At 71.9% G+C, this 14,206-nt stretch carries 13 protein-coding genes; 7 read left to right on the top strand and 6 right to left on the bottom strand.

What is annotated here, in order from left to right:
* The first annotated feature begins 360 nt into the window (after positions 1-360).
* The 6 genes from ACIQGV_RS24470 (at position 361) to ACIQGV_RS24445 (ending at position 6,164) form a co-directional block, all read left to right on the top strand.
* A complete protein-coding gene (locus tag ACIQGV_RS24470; RefSeq protein WP_402497383.1) occupies positions 361-1,374 on the top strand; it encodes a TraR/DksA family transcriptional regulator in 1,014 nt (337 codons plus the stop codon).
* A gap of 61 nt (positions 1,375-1,435) precedes the next feature.
* Positions 1,436-2,131, top strand: a complete 696-nt coding sequence (lspA, locus tag ACIQGV_RS24465; RefSeq protein ID WP_402497381.1) for a signal peptidase II — start codon at positions 1,436-1,438, stop codon at positions 2,129-2,131.
* Positions 2,132-2,214: 83 nt separating this feature from the next.
* Complete coding sequence (locus ACIQGV_RS24460) at positions 2,215-3,159, top strand: RluA family pseudouridine synthase (protein ID WP_402497378.1); 945 nt, start codon at positions 2,215-2,217, stop codon at positions 3,157-3,159.
* On the top strand, positions 3,156-3,626 hold the full coding sequence (locus tag ACIQGV_RS24455) for a GNAT family N-acetyltransferase (RefSeq protein ID WP_402497377.1): 471 nt from the start codon (positions 3,156-3,158) through the stop codon (positions 3,624-3,626). Before ACIQGV_RS24460 ends, ACIQGV_RS24455 begins: the two co-directional genes overlap by 4 nt.
* Positions 3,627-3,722: 96 nt before the next feature.
* Positions 3,723-5,312 carry a Na+/H+ antiporter gene (locus ACIQGV_RS24450; RefSeq protein ID WP_402497374.1) on the top strand — a complete coding sequence of 530 codons (1,590 nt, stop codon included), beginning with the start codon at positions 3,723-3,725 and terminating at the stop codon, positions 5,310-5,312.
* A 102-nt stretch (positions 5,313-5,414) separates the two neighbouring features.
* Complete coding sequence (locus tag ACIQGV_RS24445) at positions 5,415-6,164, top strand: SDR family NAD(P)-dependent oxidoreductase (protein WP_402497373.1); 750 nt, start codon at positions 5,415-5,417, stop codon at positions 6,162-6,164.
* 6 nt (positions 6,165-6,170) lie between these two features.
* Here ACIQGV_RS24445 and ACIQGV_RS24440 read toward each other — a convergent pair whose 3' ends face one another.
* The gene (locus ACIQGV_RS24440; RefSeq protein ID WP_402497371.1) at positions 6,171-7,271 is read right to left on the bottom strand and encodes a mechanosensitive ion channel family protein; all 1,101 of its coding nucleotides are present in this window, start codon (positions 7,269-7,271) and stop codon (positions 6,171-6,173) included.
* 94 nt (positions 7,272-7,365) lie between these two features.
* Here ACIQGV_RS24440 and ACIQGV_RS24435 point away from each other — a divergent pair, with 94 nt between their 5' ends.
* Positions 7,366-7,935 carry a dienelactone hydrolase family protein gene (locus ACIQGV_RS24435; RefSeq protein WP_402497369.1) on the top strand — a complete coding sequence of 190 codons (570 nt, stop codon included), beginning with the start codon at positions 7,366-7,368 and terminating at the stop codon, positions 7,933-7,935.
* 1 nt (position 7,936) lies between these two features.
* On the opposite strand, the gene ACIQGV_RS24430 is transcribed toward ACIQGV_RS24435, so the two are convergent.
* The 5 genes from ACIQGV_RS24430 to ACIQGV_RS24410 form a co-directional block, all read right to left on the bottom strand.
* The gene (locus tag ACIQGV_RS24430) at positions 7,937-8,893 is read right to left on the bottom strand and encodes a zinc metalloprotease (RefSeq protein ID WP_402497367.1); all 957 of its coding nucleotides are present in this window, start codon (positions 8,891-8,893) and stop codon (positions 7,937-7,939) included.
* Positions 8,894-9,244: 351 nt separating this feature from the next.
* Positions 9,245-10,906, bottom strand: a complete 1,662-nt coding sequence (locus ACIQGV_RS24425; protein ID WP_402497365.1) for an alkaline phosphatase D family protein — start codon at positions 10,904-10,906, stop codon at positions 9,245-9,247.
* 116 nt (positions 10,907-11,022) lie between these two features.
* On the bottom strand, positions 11,023-11,823 hold the full coding sequence (locus ACIQGV_RS24420; protein ID WP_402497362.1) for a thioredoxin domain-containing protein: 801 nt from the start codon (positions 11,821-11,823) through the stop codon (positions 11,023-11,025).
* 90 nt (positions 11,824-11,913) lie between these two features.
* Entirely contained in the window at positions 11,914-12,609 is a 696-nt protein-coding gene (locus ACIQGV_RS24415; protein ID WP_402497360.1) for a hypothetical protein, read from the bottom strand.
* A gap of 103 nt (positions 12,610-12,712) precedes the next feature.
* Positions 12,713-14,041 (bottom strand): DUF2252 domain-containing protein, encoded by a 1,329-nt coding sequence (locus ACIQGV_RS24410; protein ID WP_402497357.1) that lies wholly within the window; start codon positions 14,039-14,041, stop codon positions 12,713-12,715.
* Positions 14,042-14,206: the final 165 nt, after the last annotated feature.

The raw sequence follows: 14,206 nt of genomic DNA, 5'->3' as shown, positions 1-14,206 counted from the left end.
CCCACCGTCCCCGGGTCGCTCTGGGCTGCGTACGCCGCTACTCGTCCCCATCCACGCTTTTCGCTCCGCCCAGTGTACGGCGCCCTGCGTACGGCGGCCGACCGGTTTTCGAGCCCCCGGGCGGGGCCGCGGAGCCTGTCCCGAATGCCCCGAACGGCCAGATGTGCCCGTTCGGATTCCGGGACGTTCCGCCTGACGGATTACCCGGCGGGGAGCTGGGCACAACGCATGCATGCCGGCCTCGCGGCACGCGCGGGGTGGCCGAATCGGGCGGCGTGCCCCGTTGCCGCGGGACTCCAGTCGATTTATCGTCCCAGCACGATTCGCGAGCAAGATCACAATATGTGAAGGGGCCGCGGCATGGTGGCGAAGAAGACCGCCGAACAGCAGTCGGCGCCCGGTGGATCCCCGCAGGCGTCCGGCGGCGCGGCCAAGGAGGTCGACGGGAAGAAGAGCGCGCAGGGGGCGGCCTCGCGCAAGCGCGCGGCGAAGGCCGTGAAGTCCGTGAAGTCCGTCACGGGGGAGGTGCCGGCGAAGAAGGTGACCGCGGTGAAGAAGGCGTCCCCGGAGAAGGCCCCGGCCACGAAGGCGACCGCGGCGAGGAAGGCCGCCGAGGCCGGGAGGACCGCCGCGGCCGGGAGGACCGCCGAGGCCGGGAGGACCGCCGAGGCCGGGAGAACCGTATCCGCGAAGGCCGCATCCGCGAAAGCGGAGACGGAGAGCGCGCGGACGGAGGCCGTGAAGACCCCGGCGCGCAGGGCGGCGGCACGGAGGACACCGGCGAAGAAGGCGCCGGCCGGGGCGGGCACCGCCGCGAAGGGCGCCGGCACGGGCAGGAAGAGCACGGCGAAGAAGGCGGGCGCGGCCGAGGCCGCGGAGCAGACGGGAGCCACGACGGTGGTTGCGAAGAAGACCCCTGGCACGGCCACGGCGGCCTCGACGGCCGTTCCCAAGGCGCGCGGCGCCGCGGTGGAGCCGGGCGAGCTCGCCGTACGCCCCGGTGAGGACCCCTGGACGCCCCAGGAGGTGGAGGAGGCCCGCGCGGAGCTGACCGGCGAGACGGAGCGGCTGCGCGCCGAGATCGCCGCCTCCGAGGAGTCCCTGGTGGGCCTGATGCGGGACTCCGGCGACGGCGCCGGGGACGACGAGGCCGACACCGGCACGAAGAACATCACGCGTGAGCACGAGCTGGCGCTGGCCGCCAACGCGCGCGAGATGCTCCTCCAGTCCGAGCGCGCCCTGGAGCGGCTGGACGCCGGCACGTACGGCGTGTGCGAGAACTGCGGCAAGCCCATCGGCAAGGCCCGCATGCAGGCATTCCCGCGGGCCACGCTGTGCGTGGAGTGCAAGCAGAAGCAGGAACGCCGGTACTGATCGACCGGGGAGGCGTGCCGTACCCTCGTCCTCAGTCAGGCACCTAGGTTGAGGGACTCACGTGGCAGAGGCGGAGCGCATCATCGGTACGCCGGGCATCCCCGAGGCGGCGCGGGCCGCGCAGGAGCGGGACGGCGACGGCACGGAGGCGCGGTCGGACGCGTCCGCGGACGCCGGCTCCGGCACCCCCGAGGAGGCCCTGCGGGAGCCCGCCGAGGCCACGGGGGAGTCCGCCGGGGAGACCTCGCAGGAGACGGCCGAGCGGCCCCGGGGGCGGCGCCGGATCGCCGTCCTGTTCGCGGTCGCCGCCTTCGCCTACCTCGTCGACCTGGTCAGCAAGATGATCGTGGTGGCGAAGCTGGAGCACCACGAGGCGATCGAGGTCTTCGGCGAGTGGCTGAAGTTCGACGCCATCCGCAACCGCGGCGCGGCCTTCGGTTTCGGCCAGGCATTCACCGTGATCTTCACCGTGATCGCGGCCGCCGTGATCGTGGTGATCTTCCGGCTCGCCCGCAAGCTCTACAGCCTGCCCTGGGCCATCGCGCTCGGTCTGCTGCTCGGCGGCGCGCTCGGCAACCTCACGGACCGGCTCCTGCGGGCGCCCGGCATGTTCGAGGGCGCGGTCGTCGACTTCATCGCCCCCAAACACTTCGCCGTGTTCAATCTCGCGGACTCGGCGATCGTGTGCGGCGGCATCCTGATCGTGCTGCTGTCCTTCCGCGGACTCGACCCGGACGGAACCGTCCACAAGGACTGACGGGACCGTCCGCAAGGACTGGGCGAGGGCCCGGACGTGCCCGCGCCGACCGGGCCGTCGGCGGCGTCCGGCATACTCGACGGGTGAGTACGATTCCCGAGATCCGCACCCTGCCCGTACCGGACGGCCTGGAGGGCGAGCGCGTCGACGCCGCCATCTCCCGCATGTTCGGCTTCTCCCGTACGAAGGCCGCGGAGCTGGCGGCCGCGGGCAAGGTGCTGGTCGACGGCACGGTGGTCGGCAAGTCCGAGCGTGTGCACGGCGGGGCCTGGCTGGAGGTCGAGATGCCCCGGGCGGCCGCCCCGGTGCAGCTGGTGGCCGAGCCGGTCGAGGGCATGGAGATCATCCATGACGACGACGACGTCGTGGTCATCGTCAAGCCCGTCGGCGTCGCCGCCCACCCCTCGCCCGGCTGGACCGGCCCGACCGTCATCGGCGGTCTCGCGGCGGCCGGCTACCGCATCTCCACCTCCGGTGCCGCGGAGCGCCAGGGCATCGTGCACCGCCTGGACGTGGGCACCTCCGGTCTGATGGTGGTCGCCAAGTCGGAGCGCGCGTACACCTCGCTCAAGCGCCAGTTCAAGGAGCGCACGGTCGACAAGCGGTACCACACGCTCGTCCAGGGCCACCCGGACCCGACCAGCGGCACCATCGACGCGCCCATCGGCCGCCACCCGAACCACGACTACAAGTGGGCGGTCACCGCGGAGGGCAAGCCGTCCGTCACGCACTACGACCTCATCGAGGCGTTCCGCTCCGCCTCCCTGCTCGACGTGAAGCTGGAGACCGGCCGCACCCACCAGATCCGCGTCCACATGTCCGCCCACCGCCACCCCTGCGTCGGCGATCTGACCTACGGCGCGGACCCGACGCTCGCCAAGCGGCTGCGGCTGACCCGCCAGTGGCTCCACGCGGTCCGGCTGGGCTTCGAGCACCCCGGGGACGGCAGCTGGGTCGAGCTGGCCAGCGACTACCCCGCCGACCTGCAGAAGGCTCTCGACCAGGTCCGCGAGGAGACCTACGGATGAGCCCGGCGCCCTGCACCGTCCGGATCGCCGAGGACCCCGCCGACCGTGAGGCGTGCTTCGCGGTGCGCAAGCAGGTCTTCGTCGTCGAACAGGGCGTCCCGCAGGACATCGAGTACGACGTCCACGACGCCGGCGCGGTGCACGTGCTGGCCGTGAGCGAGGACGGCGTACCGCTCGGCACCGGGCGGCTGCTGTACGGCGAGGCGGCCGCCTCCCAGACCGGCGGCGACGCCACGGTCGGCTCGCTCGGCCGGCTCGCTGTCGCCGCGGAGGCCCGCGGGCTGGGTGTCGGCGCGGCCCTGGTGCGCGCCGTCGAGGACGCGGCCCGTGCGCGTGGCCTCGCCGCCGTGGACCTGCACGCGCAGACCCACGCGCTGGGTTTCTACGAGCGCCTCGGGTACGACGCGTACGGACCGGAGTACCGGGAAGCCGGGATCCCGCACCGGGCGATGCGGCGCGCGCTGTAGCCGAGCGGCGGTGAAACCGCTGACGGGGCGGGTGGCGTGGCAGGCTTGAGGTCTGCCTGTGATCGTTTGTGATCGTCCGAACCCGGAGCGCCGAGCGTGGAACAGTTGGCCCTGGTCTTCCTGCTGCTGCTCGGGGCCGTGCTGAGCGTCCCGCTCGGAGACCGCCTGGGGCTGCCCGCGCCGGTGCTGATGACGCTGTTCGGGATCGCCCTCGCGCTGCTCGAGTTCGTGCCGAACGTCGACGTACCGCCGGATCTGATCCTTCCGCTGCTGCTGCCGCCGTTGCTGTACGCGGCCGTGCGCAGGACCTCCTGGCGGCAGTTCGCGGCGAACCGGCGGCCGATCTTCCTGCTGGCCGTGGCGCTGGTGTTCGTCACCACGCTGAGCGTCGCGTGGGTCTCCAGCGCGATCGTGCCCGGGCTGCCGATCGCCGCCGCGTTCGCGCTGGGCGCGCTGGTGGCGCCTCCCGACCCGGTCGCCGCGACCGCCGTCGCCGGACAGCTCGGGCTGCCCAGACGGCTGGTGTCGATCCTGGAGGGCGAGGGGCTCTTCAACGACGTGACGGCCATCGTGCTCTACCACGTGGCGATCGCCGCCGTCGTCAGCGGGCACTACTCCCACGGCGAGGCGGCCGTCGACTTCGTGCTGTCCGCCGTGGTGGCGCTGGCCGTCGGGCTGGCGCTCGGCTGGGCGTCGAACCGCCTGCTCGACCTGCTCGGCGACCCGACGCTGCAGATCGGGCTGACGCTGCTGGTGCCGTACGCCGCCTATGTGCTGGCCGAGGAGCTGCACGGCTCCGGGGTGCTGGCCGTGCTGGTCACCGCGCTGTTCCTCGCCGAGTACGCCGCCGACGCCGACGACGTGATGACCCGGCTCGCCGGGCACGCCTTCTGGGACATCGTCGACACACTCGTCACCGGCGTGGCGTTCGGACTGATCGGGCTGGAACTCCACATCGCGGTGCGGACCGCGTCGGGGCGGTGGGGCGAGATGCTCGGCTGGGCGGCGACGATCGCGGCCGTCGTGATCCTCGTACGGCTGGCCTGGCTGCTGCCGGCGACCTGGCTCACCAAGTGGCTGCACGCCCGGCGGCGCGACCAGGACGAGGACATCCCGGTGAGCTGGCGGGAGACCGTCGTGATGTGGTGGTCCGGGATGCGGGGGGTGGCCTCGGTGGCGCTGGCGCTGGCCATCCCGCTGGAGACCGACGACGGCTCGCCCTTCCCCGACCGCAACGAGATCATCTTCATCGCCTTCGGGGTGATCATGGCGACGCTGGTGCTCCAGGGGCTGACCCTGCCGTGGCTGGTGAGGCGGCTGGGGGTGCAGGCCGACACCGAGCGGGAGCAGGAGTTCGAGAAGACGCTGGCGGTACGGGCGGCGAAGGCGGCGAAGCGGCGGCTGCGGGAGATCGAGGAGGTCGAGGAACTGCCGGAGGAGGTGTCCGAGCGGATGCTGCGGCGGGCCTTCGACATCGGGGTGCGGATCCATCCCGAGATGGGGGAGGAGGAGCGGCGGGAGGCGCACGAGCAGCGGGCACGGCGGGCGAAGCGGCTGCGGCGCATCGAGGCGGAGATGCTCAGCGCGGCCCGCCACGAGGTGCTCGCCGCCCGCAGCGAGCCGGGGGCCGACCCGGAGGTGGTGGACCGGGTCCTGCGGCAGCTGGATGTGCGCAGCCTCAGATGAACGGTCCGGGCCGGTCCGCCGGGTCCGGCCCCCGTTCCCCGGTCGCCCGCCTCACCGGTGGATCTCGGGCTCCCGGGGCCCTCGTCCTCGTAGGCTGTGATCATGACTCGGAACGTTGTGATCAGTGGGGGCGGGACCGGGATCGGGCTCGCCGCAGCCCGTGTCTTCGCCGCCGACGGGGACCGCGTCCTGTTGCTCGGACGGCGGGCCGAGGTGCTGGAGAAGGCCGGGGTGCCGGGGGCGCTGTCCTTCGCGGCGGACCTGGCCGAGCCGGCCGAGGTGCGGCGGGTGGCGGAGTTCGTGCGGCAGGAGCTCGGCACCGTGGACGTGCTGGTGCACTCCGCGGGCGGCAACGGCGCACTGGAGCCGCGGGCCTCCGGCACGGAGGACGGGGACCCGCTGGACGGTGTGCTGCACGACTGGACGGTGAACTTCCGGCTCAACGTCCTCACCGCCGTCCTGCTCACCGAGGCACTCAAGGAGCGGCTCGCCGAGCCCGGCGGGCGGGTGCTGTTCCTCAGCTCGATCGCGGCCTACCGCGGCTCGGGCAGCGGGGCCTACGCGGCCTCGAAGGCGGGGCTGCACCCGTATGTGCACGACCTGGCGCGGCAGCTCGGTCCGCGCGGCATCACCGTGAACGCGGTCGCGCCCGGCTACGTCGAGGACACGGAGTTCTTCGGCGGGCCCGTCGAGGAGGCCCGCCGGCAGCGGCTGATCGGCGAGACCTCCACCGGCCGGGCCGGGGAGCCCGGGGACGTCGCCGCCACACTGCACTGGCTGGCGTCCCCGGGCGCCGGGCATCTCACCTCCCAGATCCTCCAGGTCAACGGCGGGGCCGAGCGCGGCCACTGAGGACGCTCAGCGGTCGCTGCGCTGCGGGTCCGTGGCACGCCGGGGGCGGGCGCCGTCGAGCGAGGTCCGGGCCCCGGGCAGCGTCGCGTCCGCGGTGTTGACCCGGGGCAGCGCGTAGGGGTGCTCGGTGACCAGCCAGCGGATCATCGCCTCACGCACACGGACCCGTACGCTCCACATGTCGTCCGCGTCCTTCGCGGTCATCAGCGCCCGCACCTCCATGGTGTTGGGCGTGGTGTCCGTGACGTCCAGCCCGAAGGCGCGTCCGTCCCAGGCCGGGCACTCGCGCAGGATGTCCCGCAGCTTCTCGCGCATCGCGTCCACCGGCGCGGAGTGGTCGAGGTGCCAGTAGACGATGCCGGTCATCTCCGGGGTGCCGCGCGACCAGTTCTCGAACGGCTTGGACGTGAAGTACGACACCGGCATGGTGATCCGGCGCTCGTCCCAGGTCCGCACGGTCAGGAAGGTCAGCGTGATCTCCTCGACCGTGCCCCACTCGCCGTCCACCACGACCGTGTCGCCGATGCGCACCATGTCGCCGAAGGCGATCTGGAGCCCGGCGAACATGTTGCTCAGCGTGGACTGCGCGGCGACACCGGCGACGATGCCGATGATGCCCGCCGAGGCGAGCAGCGAGGCACCGGCCGCGCGCATGGCCGGGAAGGTCAGCAGCATCGCGGCCACGGCCACCACCCCGACGACCGCCGCCACCACCCGTGTGATGAGTGTCACCTGGGTGCGGACCCGGCGGACCCGGGCCGGATCCCGGTGGGCGCGTGCGTAACGGGTGTACGTCGTCTCGACCACGGCGGCGGCGATCCGTATCACCAGCCAGGCGGTCGAGCCGATGAGCACCAGCGTCAGCGCCTGGCCGATGCCGACCTCGTGGTCCTCCAGTACTTTCGCGCGATGGTACGAGCCTCTCAGCAGGGCCGTGCAGAGCACGACGTGCCACGGGATGCGGCCGCGGCGCAGCAGCCCCCACAGCGGGGTCTCACTGTGCCGCCGGTCCGCCTGGCTCAGCAGCCGGTCCGTCGCCCAGCCGATGAGCAGCGCGAGGAGGACCGAGCCGCCGATGACGATCAATGGGCGGAGTATGTTCTCCATGCCAGAGAACGTAACCGGATCACGCCGTCATGAACACGGAGTCCTGTGACGATCCGTGTGCGGTGGCGCCGTTCCCGGCTGGCACCATGGCCTCATGAACATCATGCTCTTTCACTCCGCCTACGGACTGCGGCCCGCGGTGCGCGCCGCCGCCGACCGGCTGCGCACGGCCGGTCACGAGGTGTGGACACCCGACCTCTTCGAGGGGCGCACCTTCGAGACGGTCGAGGAGGGCATGGCCTGCAAGGACGAGATCGGCAAGGACGAGCTGCTGCGGCGGGCCGTGCTGGCGGCGGCGCCCTACTCCGGGCGCGGGCTGGTCTACGCCGGGTTCTCGCTGGGTGCCTCCGTCGCGCAGACCCTCGCCCTCGGCGACGAGAAGGCGCGCGGCCTGCTCCTGCTGCACGGCACCTCGGACATCGCGCCGAACGCCTCGGCGGACGAGCTGCCGGTGCAGCTGCATGTCGCCGAGCCCGACCCCTTCGAGACGGACGACTGGCTGAGCTCCTGGTATCTCCAGATGGGCCGCACGGGTGCCGACGTGGAGGTCTACCGGTACGCCGGGGCCGGTCATCTGTACACCGACCCCGACCTGCCGGACTACGACGCCGAGGCGGCCGAGGCCACCTGGCGGGTGGCGCTCGGCTTCCTGGAGAGCTTCTGACTCAGCCCGCGCGGTAGGCGGCCCAGCTCTGCTGCATGCGCGTCACCTGACCCGCGGTGAACTGGTACATGCAGGCGTCGTACGTGTAGTCCATGAAGTTGTGGATCGGGTCCGCGCCGGTCTTGTTGGTGCAGGTGTCGCGGCCGGTGGGGCACTGGTAGGCGGCGCTCTTCTCGGCCGGGGTGTCGGTCACGTAGTCGCCGTTGCCGTTACAGCCGCCCTGGAAGGTGTGGTACAGCCCCATCCAGTGGCCGACCTCGTGGGTCGCGGTGTCGCCCTCGTCGTAGTTGGCGGCCGAGCCCCCCGGCAGCGAGGCGTCCAGCACGACCACGCCGTCCATGGAGGGGCTGGAGCTGTAGGAGCTGGGGAAGGTGGCCCAGCCCAGCAGCCCGCCGCCGAGCTTGGCGGTGTAGATGTTGAGCGCGCCCGGGCCGCCCTTGCGCAGGGCGGACTTCATCGCCTTCTCCGCGGTCGAGCCGGAGCTGAGGTTGTACCAGGTCGCGTTGTCGGTGTAGTCCGTCGCGGCCAGCGTGAACCGGTAGCCGGAGTCGACGTTTCCGGTGCCCTGGCCGGCGTAGGCCGCGTTCAGGACGTTCATCTGGGCGTCGACCGCGGCGGCGGAGAGCTTGCCGGTCGTGCCGCTGTGGATGACGTGGAAGTAGACCGGGACGGTGGTCGCGGCGGCGGCCGTGACGCGCTTGCCGCTCACACGCAGCTTGTCGAGCCGCTTCTGCAGATCGGCGTCCATGGCCTGCGCCTTGGCGGAGGTGACCTCGTTGGGCTCGGCGGTCTGCGTGCCCGCGGCCGGCTTCGCCTCACGGGCGGCCGCATGCGCGGGGGCGGTCTCGGCGCATTCAGCGCCGGTGGTGCCGGCCGCGGCGACACCGGCGGGTGCCGTCAGCGGGGTGAGCAGCAGGGTTCCGGCCACGGCGGCCGTGGTGAGAAGACGTCTGCTCATATGGGGGGATATCCGGGCGAGCGCACGCATGCTGACTCCTAGCGGATGCGGTGGGGAGTACGCGGGCCAGGGATCTTCCTGGCCGCCGCCCGGAGATTACGTGGACATGCAGACTCGCCAAGAGCGGTGATCAGGCCCAATCAAATTCCCGGCGAACGGGGAGGATTGGGAAAGCGGCCGGACGGCTCGTCCGGAGTCCGGTACCCGGATGTAACAGGAGCGGTGACGAGGGCGGGTGGTGTGTCCGGATTAAGTCCCCGGAACACGCCACCCGCCGTAGCGATGTGATCGCGCCTCAACGGCTCAGTAACATGCCTCGCTTGGCTGAAAATCGCCCTTCAGTGGTCCGGTTCAGACCGGGTCGTAGGTGCGCTCGACCTTCTGGGTGCCGCTGCGCGTGCGGTAGGAGCGCGCCCAGGCGGAGGTCGCGTCGGCCTTCGTGCGGTCGGACAGCACGTAGTAGTCCATCTGCGCGCGGTCCGCGGTGATGTCCAGCACGCCGTAGCCGTGCCGGTCGGTGTCGACCCAGTGGACGTGCCGGTTGGCGGCCCGGATCAGCGGGGAGGCGACGGCCGAGACCGTGCCCTCGGGCACCTTCACCAGGTCGTCCAGGTTGTCCGAGGTCACCGAGGTGACCACGAACTCCGTGGCCGCGGAGGCCGACAGCGGGTACGTGCCCGCGTTCACCGGGACGTCGTTGGCCCACGCCATGTGGATGTCGCCGGTCAGGAAGACCGTGTTGCGGATGGCGTGGGAGCGCAGATGCGCCAGCAGTTCACGGCGGTCGTCGGTGTAGCCGTCCCACTGGTCGGTGTTGACCGCGAGGCCCTCCTTGGGCAGGCCGAGCAGTTCGGCCAGCGGCTTGAGGATCTCCGCGGACAGCGAGCCGATGGCGAACGGCGAGATCATCACCGAGTTGCCGACCAGCCGCCAGGTGGTGTCGGAGGACTTCAGCCCCGCCTTCAGCCAGTCCAGCTGGGCCCGGCCGGTCAGTGTGCGGTCCGGGTCGTCGACCTCGCCGTTGCCCAGCTTCACCTGCTGGGAGCGGAAGGAGCGCAGGTCGAGCAGCGAGAGGTCGGCGAGCTTGCCGAAGCGCAGCCGGCGGTAGGTGGTGCCCGCGATCGCCGGGCGCACCGGCATCCACTCGAAGTACGCCTGCTTGGCGGCGGACTGCCGTGCGGCCCAGGCGCCCTCCGCGCCCTCGGTGTGGTTCTCCGCGCCGCCGGACCAGGCGTCGTTCGCGAACTCGTGGTCGTCCCAGATCGCGACGACCGGCGCCTTGGTGTGCAGGGCCTGGAGGTCCGGGTCGGTCTTGTAACGGCCGTGCCGGGTGCGGTAGTCGGCCAGGGTGACGATCTCGTGGGCCGGGGCGTGCGGCCGTACGACGGTGTCGCGGGTGCCGTACTGGCCGGTGCCGTACTCGTAGATGTAGTCGCCCAGGTGCAGCCAGGCGTCCAGGTCGGCGCGGGCGGCGAGATGGCGGTAGGCGGAGAAGTGGCCGGCCTCCCAGTTGGCGCAGGAGACCACGCCGAAGCGCAGGTTCGCCACGGCCGCGTCGGCGGCGGGCGCGGTGCGGGTGCGCCCCGTCGGCGAGTCGGTGCCGCCCGCGGAGAAGCGGAAGAAGTAGTCGGTGGCGGGCGCGAGGCCGCGCACATCCGCCTTGACCGTGTGGTCGGAGGCGGCGGTGGCGGTGAGGGACCCCTTGGCGACGATGTTCGTCAGCGCCTTGTCGGTCGCGACGGTCCAGCTCACCGGGGTGTCCGGGCCGAGCCCCGAACCGGGCACCGCCTCGGGCGCCGGGGTCACCCGGGTCCACAGCAGGATGCCGTCGGGCAGCGGGTCGCCGGAGGCGATGCCGTGCAGGAAGGCGGGGGCCGCTTCCGCGGCGCGTGCGGGCAGGCTCGCGGCGAGCGGAGCGGCGAGAACGGCTCCGGCGGCGGCGGCCTTGACGACCGAACGGCGGCGCGGAGCGGGCAGGTTGGGATCTATGAGAGATCTGTGGCGACTGGTCACGGGCGATCAGATTACTGATCGGTAGTCCAACATGTAAGACATGAGGACGGCGAGAGCGGGCGAACTCCCAAGAGTTCGCCCGCTCTTCCGCCCGGTGTCGCCCGGCGGCCCGTGACCTACTTGGTGACGCCCGCGTCCTTCAGCGCCGTCTGCCACGCGGCGACGCTGTCGGGGTTCTTGATCACCTTGTCGTTGATCTTGATGGTGGGGGTGGACTCCACGCCCTCGGAGTCGTCGAAGGACTTGCTCATCCGCATCGCCCAGGCGTCGTAGGTGCCCTTCTCCACGGCGTCCTGGAACTTCTTGTTGTTCTTCAGCGCGTCGACGGTGTCCGCCACCTTGATCAGGTAGCTGTCGTCGGCGAGATCGTCGGTCGACTCCTCGGGGTGGTACTTCGCCGAGTACAGCGCGGCCTTGTAGTCCAGGAACGCCTCGGGGCCGACGTTCAGCGCGGCGCCGAGGGCGCTGAGGGCGTTCTTGGAGCCCTCGCCGCCGAGGTTGCCGTCGAGGAAGGTGCCGATGGTGAAGGACAGCTTGTAGTCGCCGTCCTCCATGCCCTTGTTGACGGTCTCGCCGACGGTCTGCTCGAAGCCGGCGCAGGCCGGGCAGCGCGGGTCCTCGTAGAGGTGGACGAGGTTGTCGGTCTTGGAGTCGCCGATGACGACCGTGGCGCCGTCCTTGCCGGAGGTGTTGGCCGGCGCGACCACCGTCGCCTTCGCGGCCTCCTCCCACTTGCCGGGCTGGTTGGCCTGGACGACCGCGAAGCCGATGCCGCCCGCCGCGGCCAGCACGCCGACGACCGTGCCCGCGACGATCAGCTGCCGCCTGGCCTTCGCCTTCTTCGCCTCGCGCTCGCGCTCCACGCGCAGCCGCTCACGGGCCGCCGTCTTCGCCGCCTGGCTGTTCCGCTTGCTCATGCCGGTGATCTCCATCTGGGACGCGTACACGTCGTACGCGGAATACGTGAGGGGGGACTGCCTGTGCTCAGAGAGGTGCCTCGGCCGCGCTCAGACGGCGGCGAGGGCGGGGGAGCACGGCGGTCCGCGCCGTCCCAGGGAGTGCGCGAGCAGCAGCTCGCGGACCGGGGCCGTACGGTGCACCGGACGCGGCCGGCGGGGGCGGGCCGGGGTGCGCCGTACGGCGACCGCGGCGACCGCGAGGAGCAGGGGCCGGAAGGTGGTCGCGGCGGCCGCCCGCATCAGCTGGGCCAGCGCCCGCTCGCCGCGCCGCAGCCAGAGGGCGGCCAGCAGCCCGACGCCGACATGGGCGCCCAGCAGCAGCCAGGCGGTGGCGGGCCGGGCCTCGCCCAGCAGGGTCACGATCCGGTCGGTGCCATGGGCGCCGGTCACCCGGGCCAGCGGGCCGCCCACCTCACCGGCGCACAGCAGGTCCAGGCCCACCGAGCGCAGAGGACCCGCGACCGGGCCGCCCGCCTGGCCGTAACAGGTGTGCTGGCCGGTCGTGAAGACCGTGTCGGCGGCCAGTTCCAGCGGGATCAGCAGGGCGGCGATCCGGCCGAAGCCGCGCTCGGCGCCCGCCAGGGCGTAGGCGGCGGCGAACACGGCGACGGCGATCACCGCGACCGTGCCCGCCGGCAGCGGGACCCCGGACAGCAGCACGTGCGACGCGGCGCTGAGTGTCACGACCATCGCCGTGAACAGCGCCGCGCGTACGGCTCTGAGCTGGGTCCCTGATATGTCCATCGTCCGGAAAGTGTGGCACGCACCCGCATAAGGGAGCCCTAAAGGCTCCCTGTGAGCTTCGGGGGCGACGTGAACCTCGGGAGCGGCCTCCTGGGGAGATGTCTCACAGTCCCGGGATCCGGCCGTTGCGGAACAGGTCCACGAAGATCTGGTGGTCGGCACGCGCGCGTGCACCGTAGCTGTGCGCGAAGTCCACCAGCAGGGGGGCGAAGCCCTCCTCGTCGGCGGCGATCGCCGCGTCGATGGCCCGCTCGGTGGAGAACGGGACGAGGGACTCGCCCGAGGTGTCGTCGGCCGCCGAGTGCATCGACGCCGTGGCCCGGCCCAGATCGGCGACGACCGCCGCGATCTCCTCCGGGTCGTCGATGTCGCCCCAGTCGAGGTCCACGGCGTACGGCGAGACCTCGGCGACCAGCTGGCCCGCGCCGTCCAGCTCGGTCCAGCCCAGCCACGGGTCGGCGTGCGCCTGGAGGGCGCGCTGGGAGATCACCGTGCGGTGGCCCTCGTGGCGGAAGTAGTCGCGGATCGCCCGGTCGCCGATGTGGCGGGAGACCGCCGGGGTCTGCGCCTGCTTGACGTAGATCACCACGTCGTTCTCCAGGGCGTCGCTGTGGCCCTCCAGCAGGATGTTGTACGACGGCAGGCCGGCCGAGCCGATGCCGATGCCGCGGCGGCCGACGACGTCCTTGACCCGGTAGGAGTCGGGGCGGGCCAGCGAGGTCTCCGGCAGGGTCTCCAGATAGCCGTCGAAGGCCGCCAGCACCTTGTAGCGGGTGGCCGCGTCCAGCTCGACGGAGCCGCCGCCGCCGGAGAAGCGGCGCTCGAAGTCGCGGATCTCGGTCATCGAGTCCAGCAGCCCGAAGCGGGTCAGCGAGCGGGCGTCGCGCAGGGCGTCCAGCAGGGCGCCCTCGGCGGTGTCCAGGGTGAAGGGCGGCACCTCGTCGCTCTTGGCGCCGGCGGCCAGGGCGTGGACGCGCTCGCGGTAGGCGGCGGCGTACACCCCCACCAGCTCGGTGATCTGCGCGTCGCTCAGCGCCTTCGCGTAGCCGATGAGGGCGATCGACGCCGAGAAGCGCTTCAGGTCCCAGGTGAAGGGGCCCACGTACGCCTCGTCGAAGTCGTTGACGTTGAAGATCAGCCGGCCCGTGGAGTCCATGTACGTGCCGAAGTTCTCCGCGTGCAGGTCGCCGTGGATCCACACGCGCGAGGTGCGCTCGTCCAGGTACGGTCCGGCGTCCGTGCCCGGGGCGCTCAGGTCGTGGTAGAAGAGGGACGCCGTCCCCCGGTAGAAGGCGAACGCCGAGGCCGCCATCTTGCGGAACTTCACACGGAACGCGGCCGGGTCGGCGGCCAGGAGCTCGCCGAAGGCGGTGTCGAAGACGGCGAGGATCTCCTCGCCGCGCTGCTCGTCGCTGAGCTGGGGAACCGACATCGCTGGGTGCCTCCTGGTGCATGACATGTACGACAGCGTTTCTGTCGTCCTCAACGGGCGAGGGCCCCGCGAAGTGCCCGTGACCCCCCGCTGTGAAGGTACGTGGGGATGCGGCCCGGGTGTCAGTGGCGAGGCATAGACTTCGACGCTGACCCCAGAACTGTC

The organism is Streptomyces sp. NPDC093094 (genome assembly GCF_044754345.1).
Lineage (GTDB): Bacteria > Actinomycetota > Actinomycetes > Streptomycetales > Streptomycetaceae > Streptomyces.
Note: the sequence above shows the minus strand (reverse complement) of the source record. Positions and strands in the feature narration are given on the sequence as shown.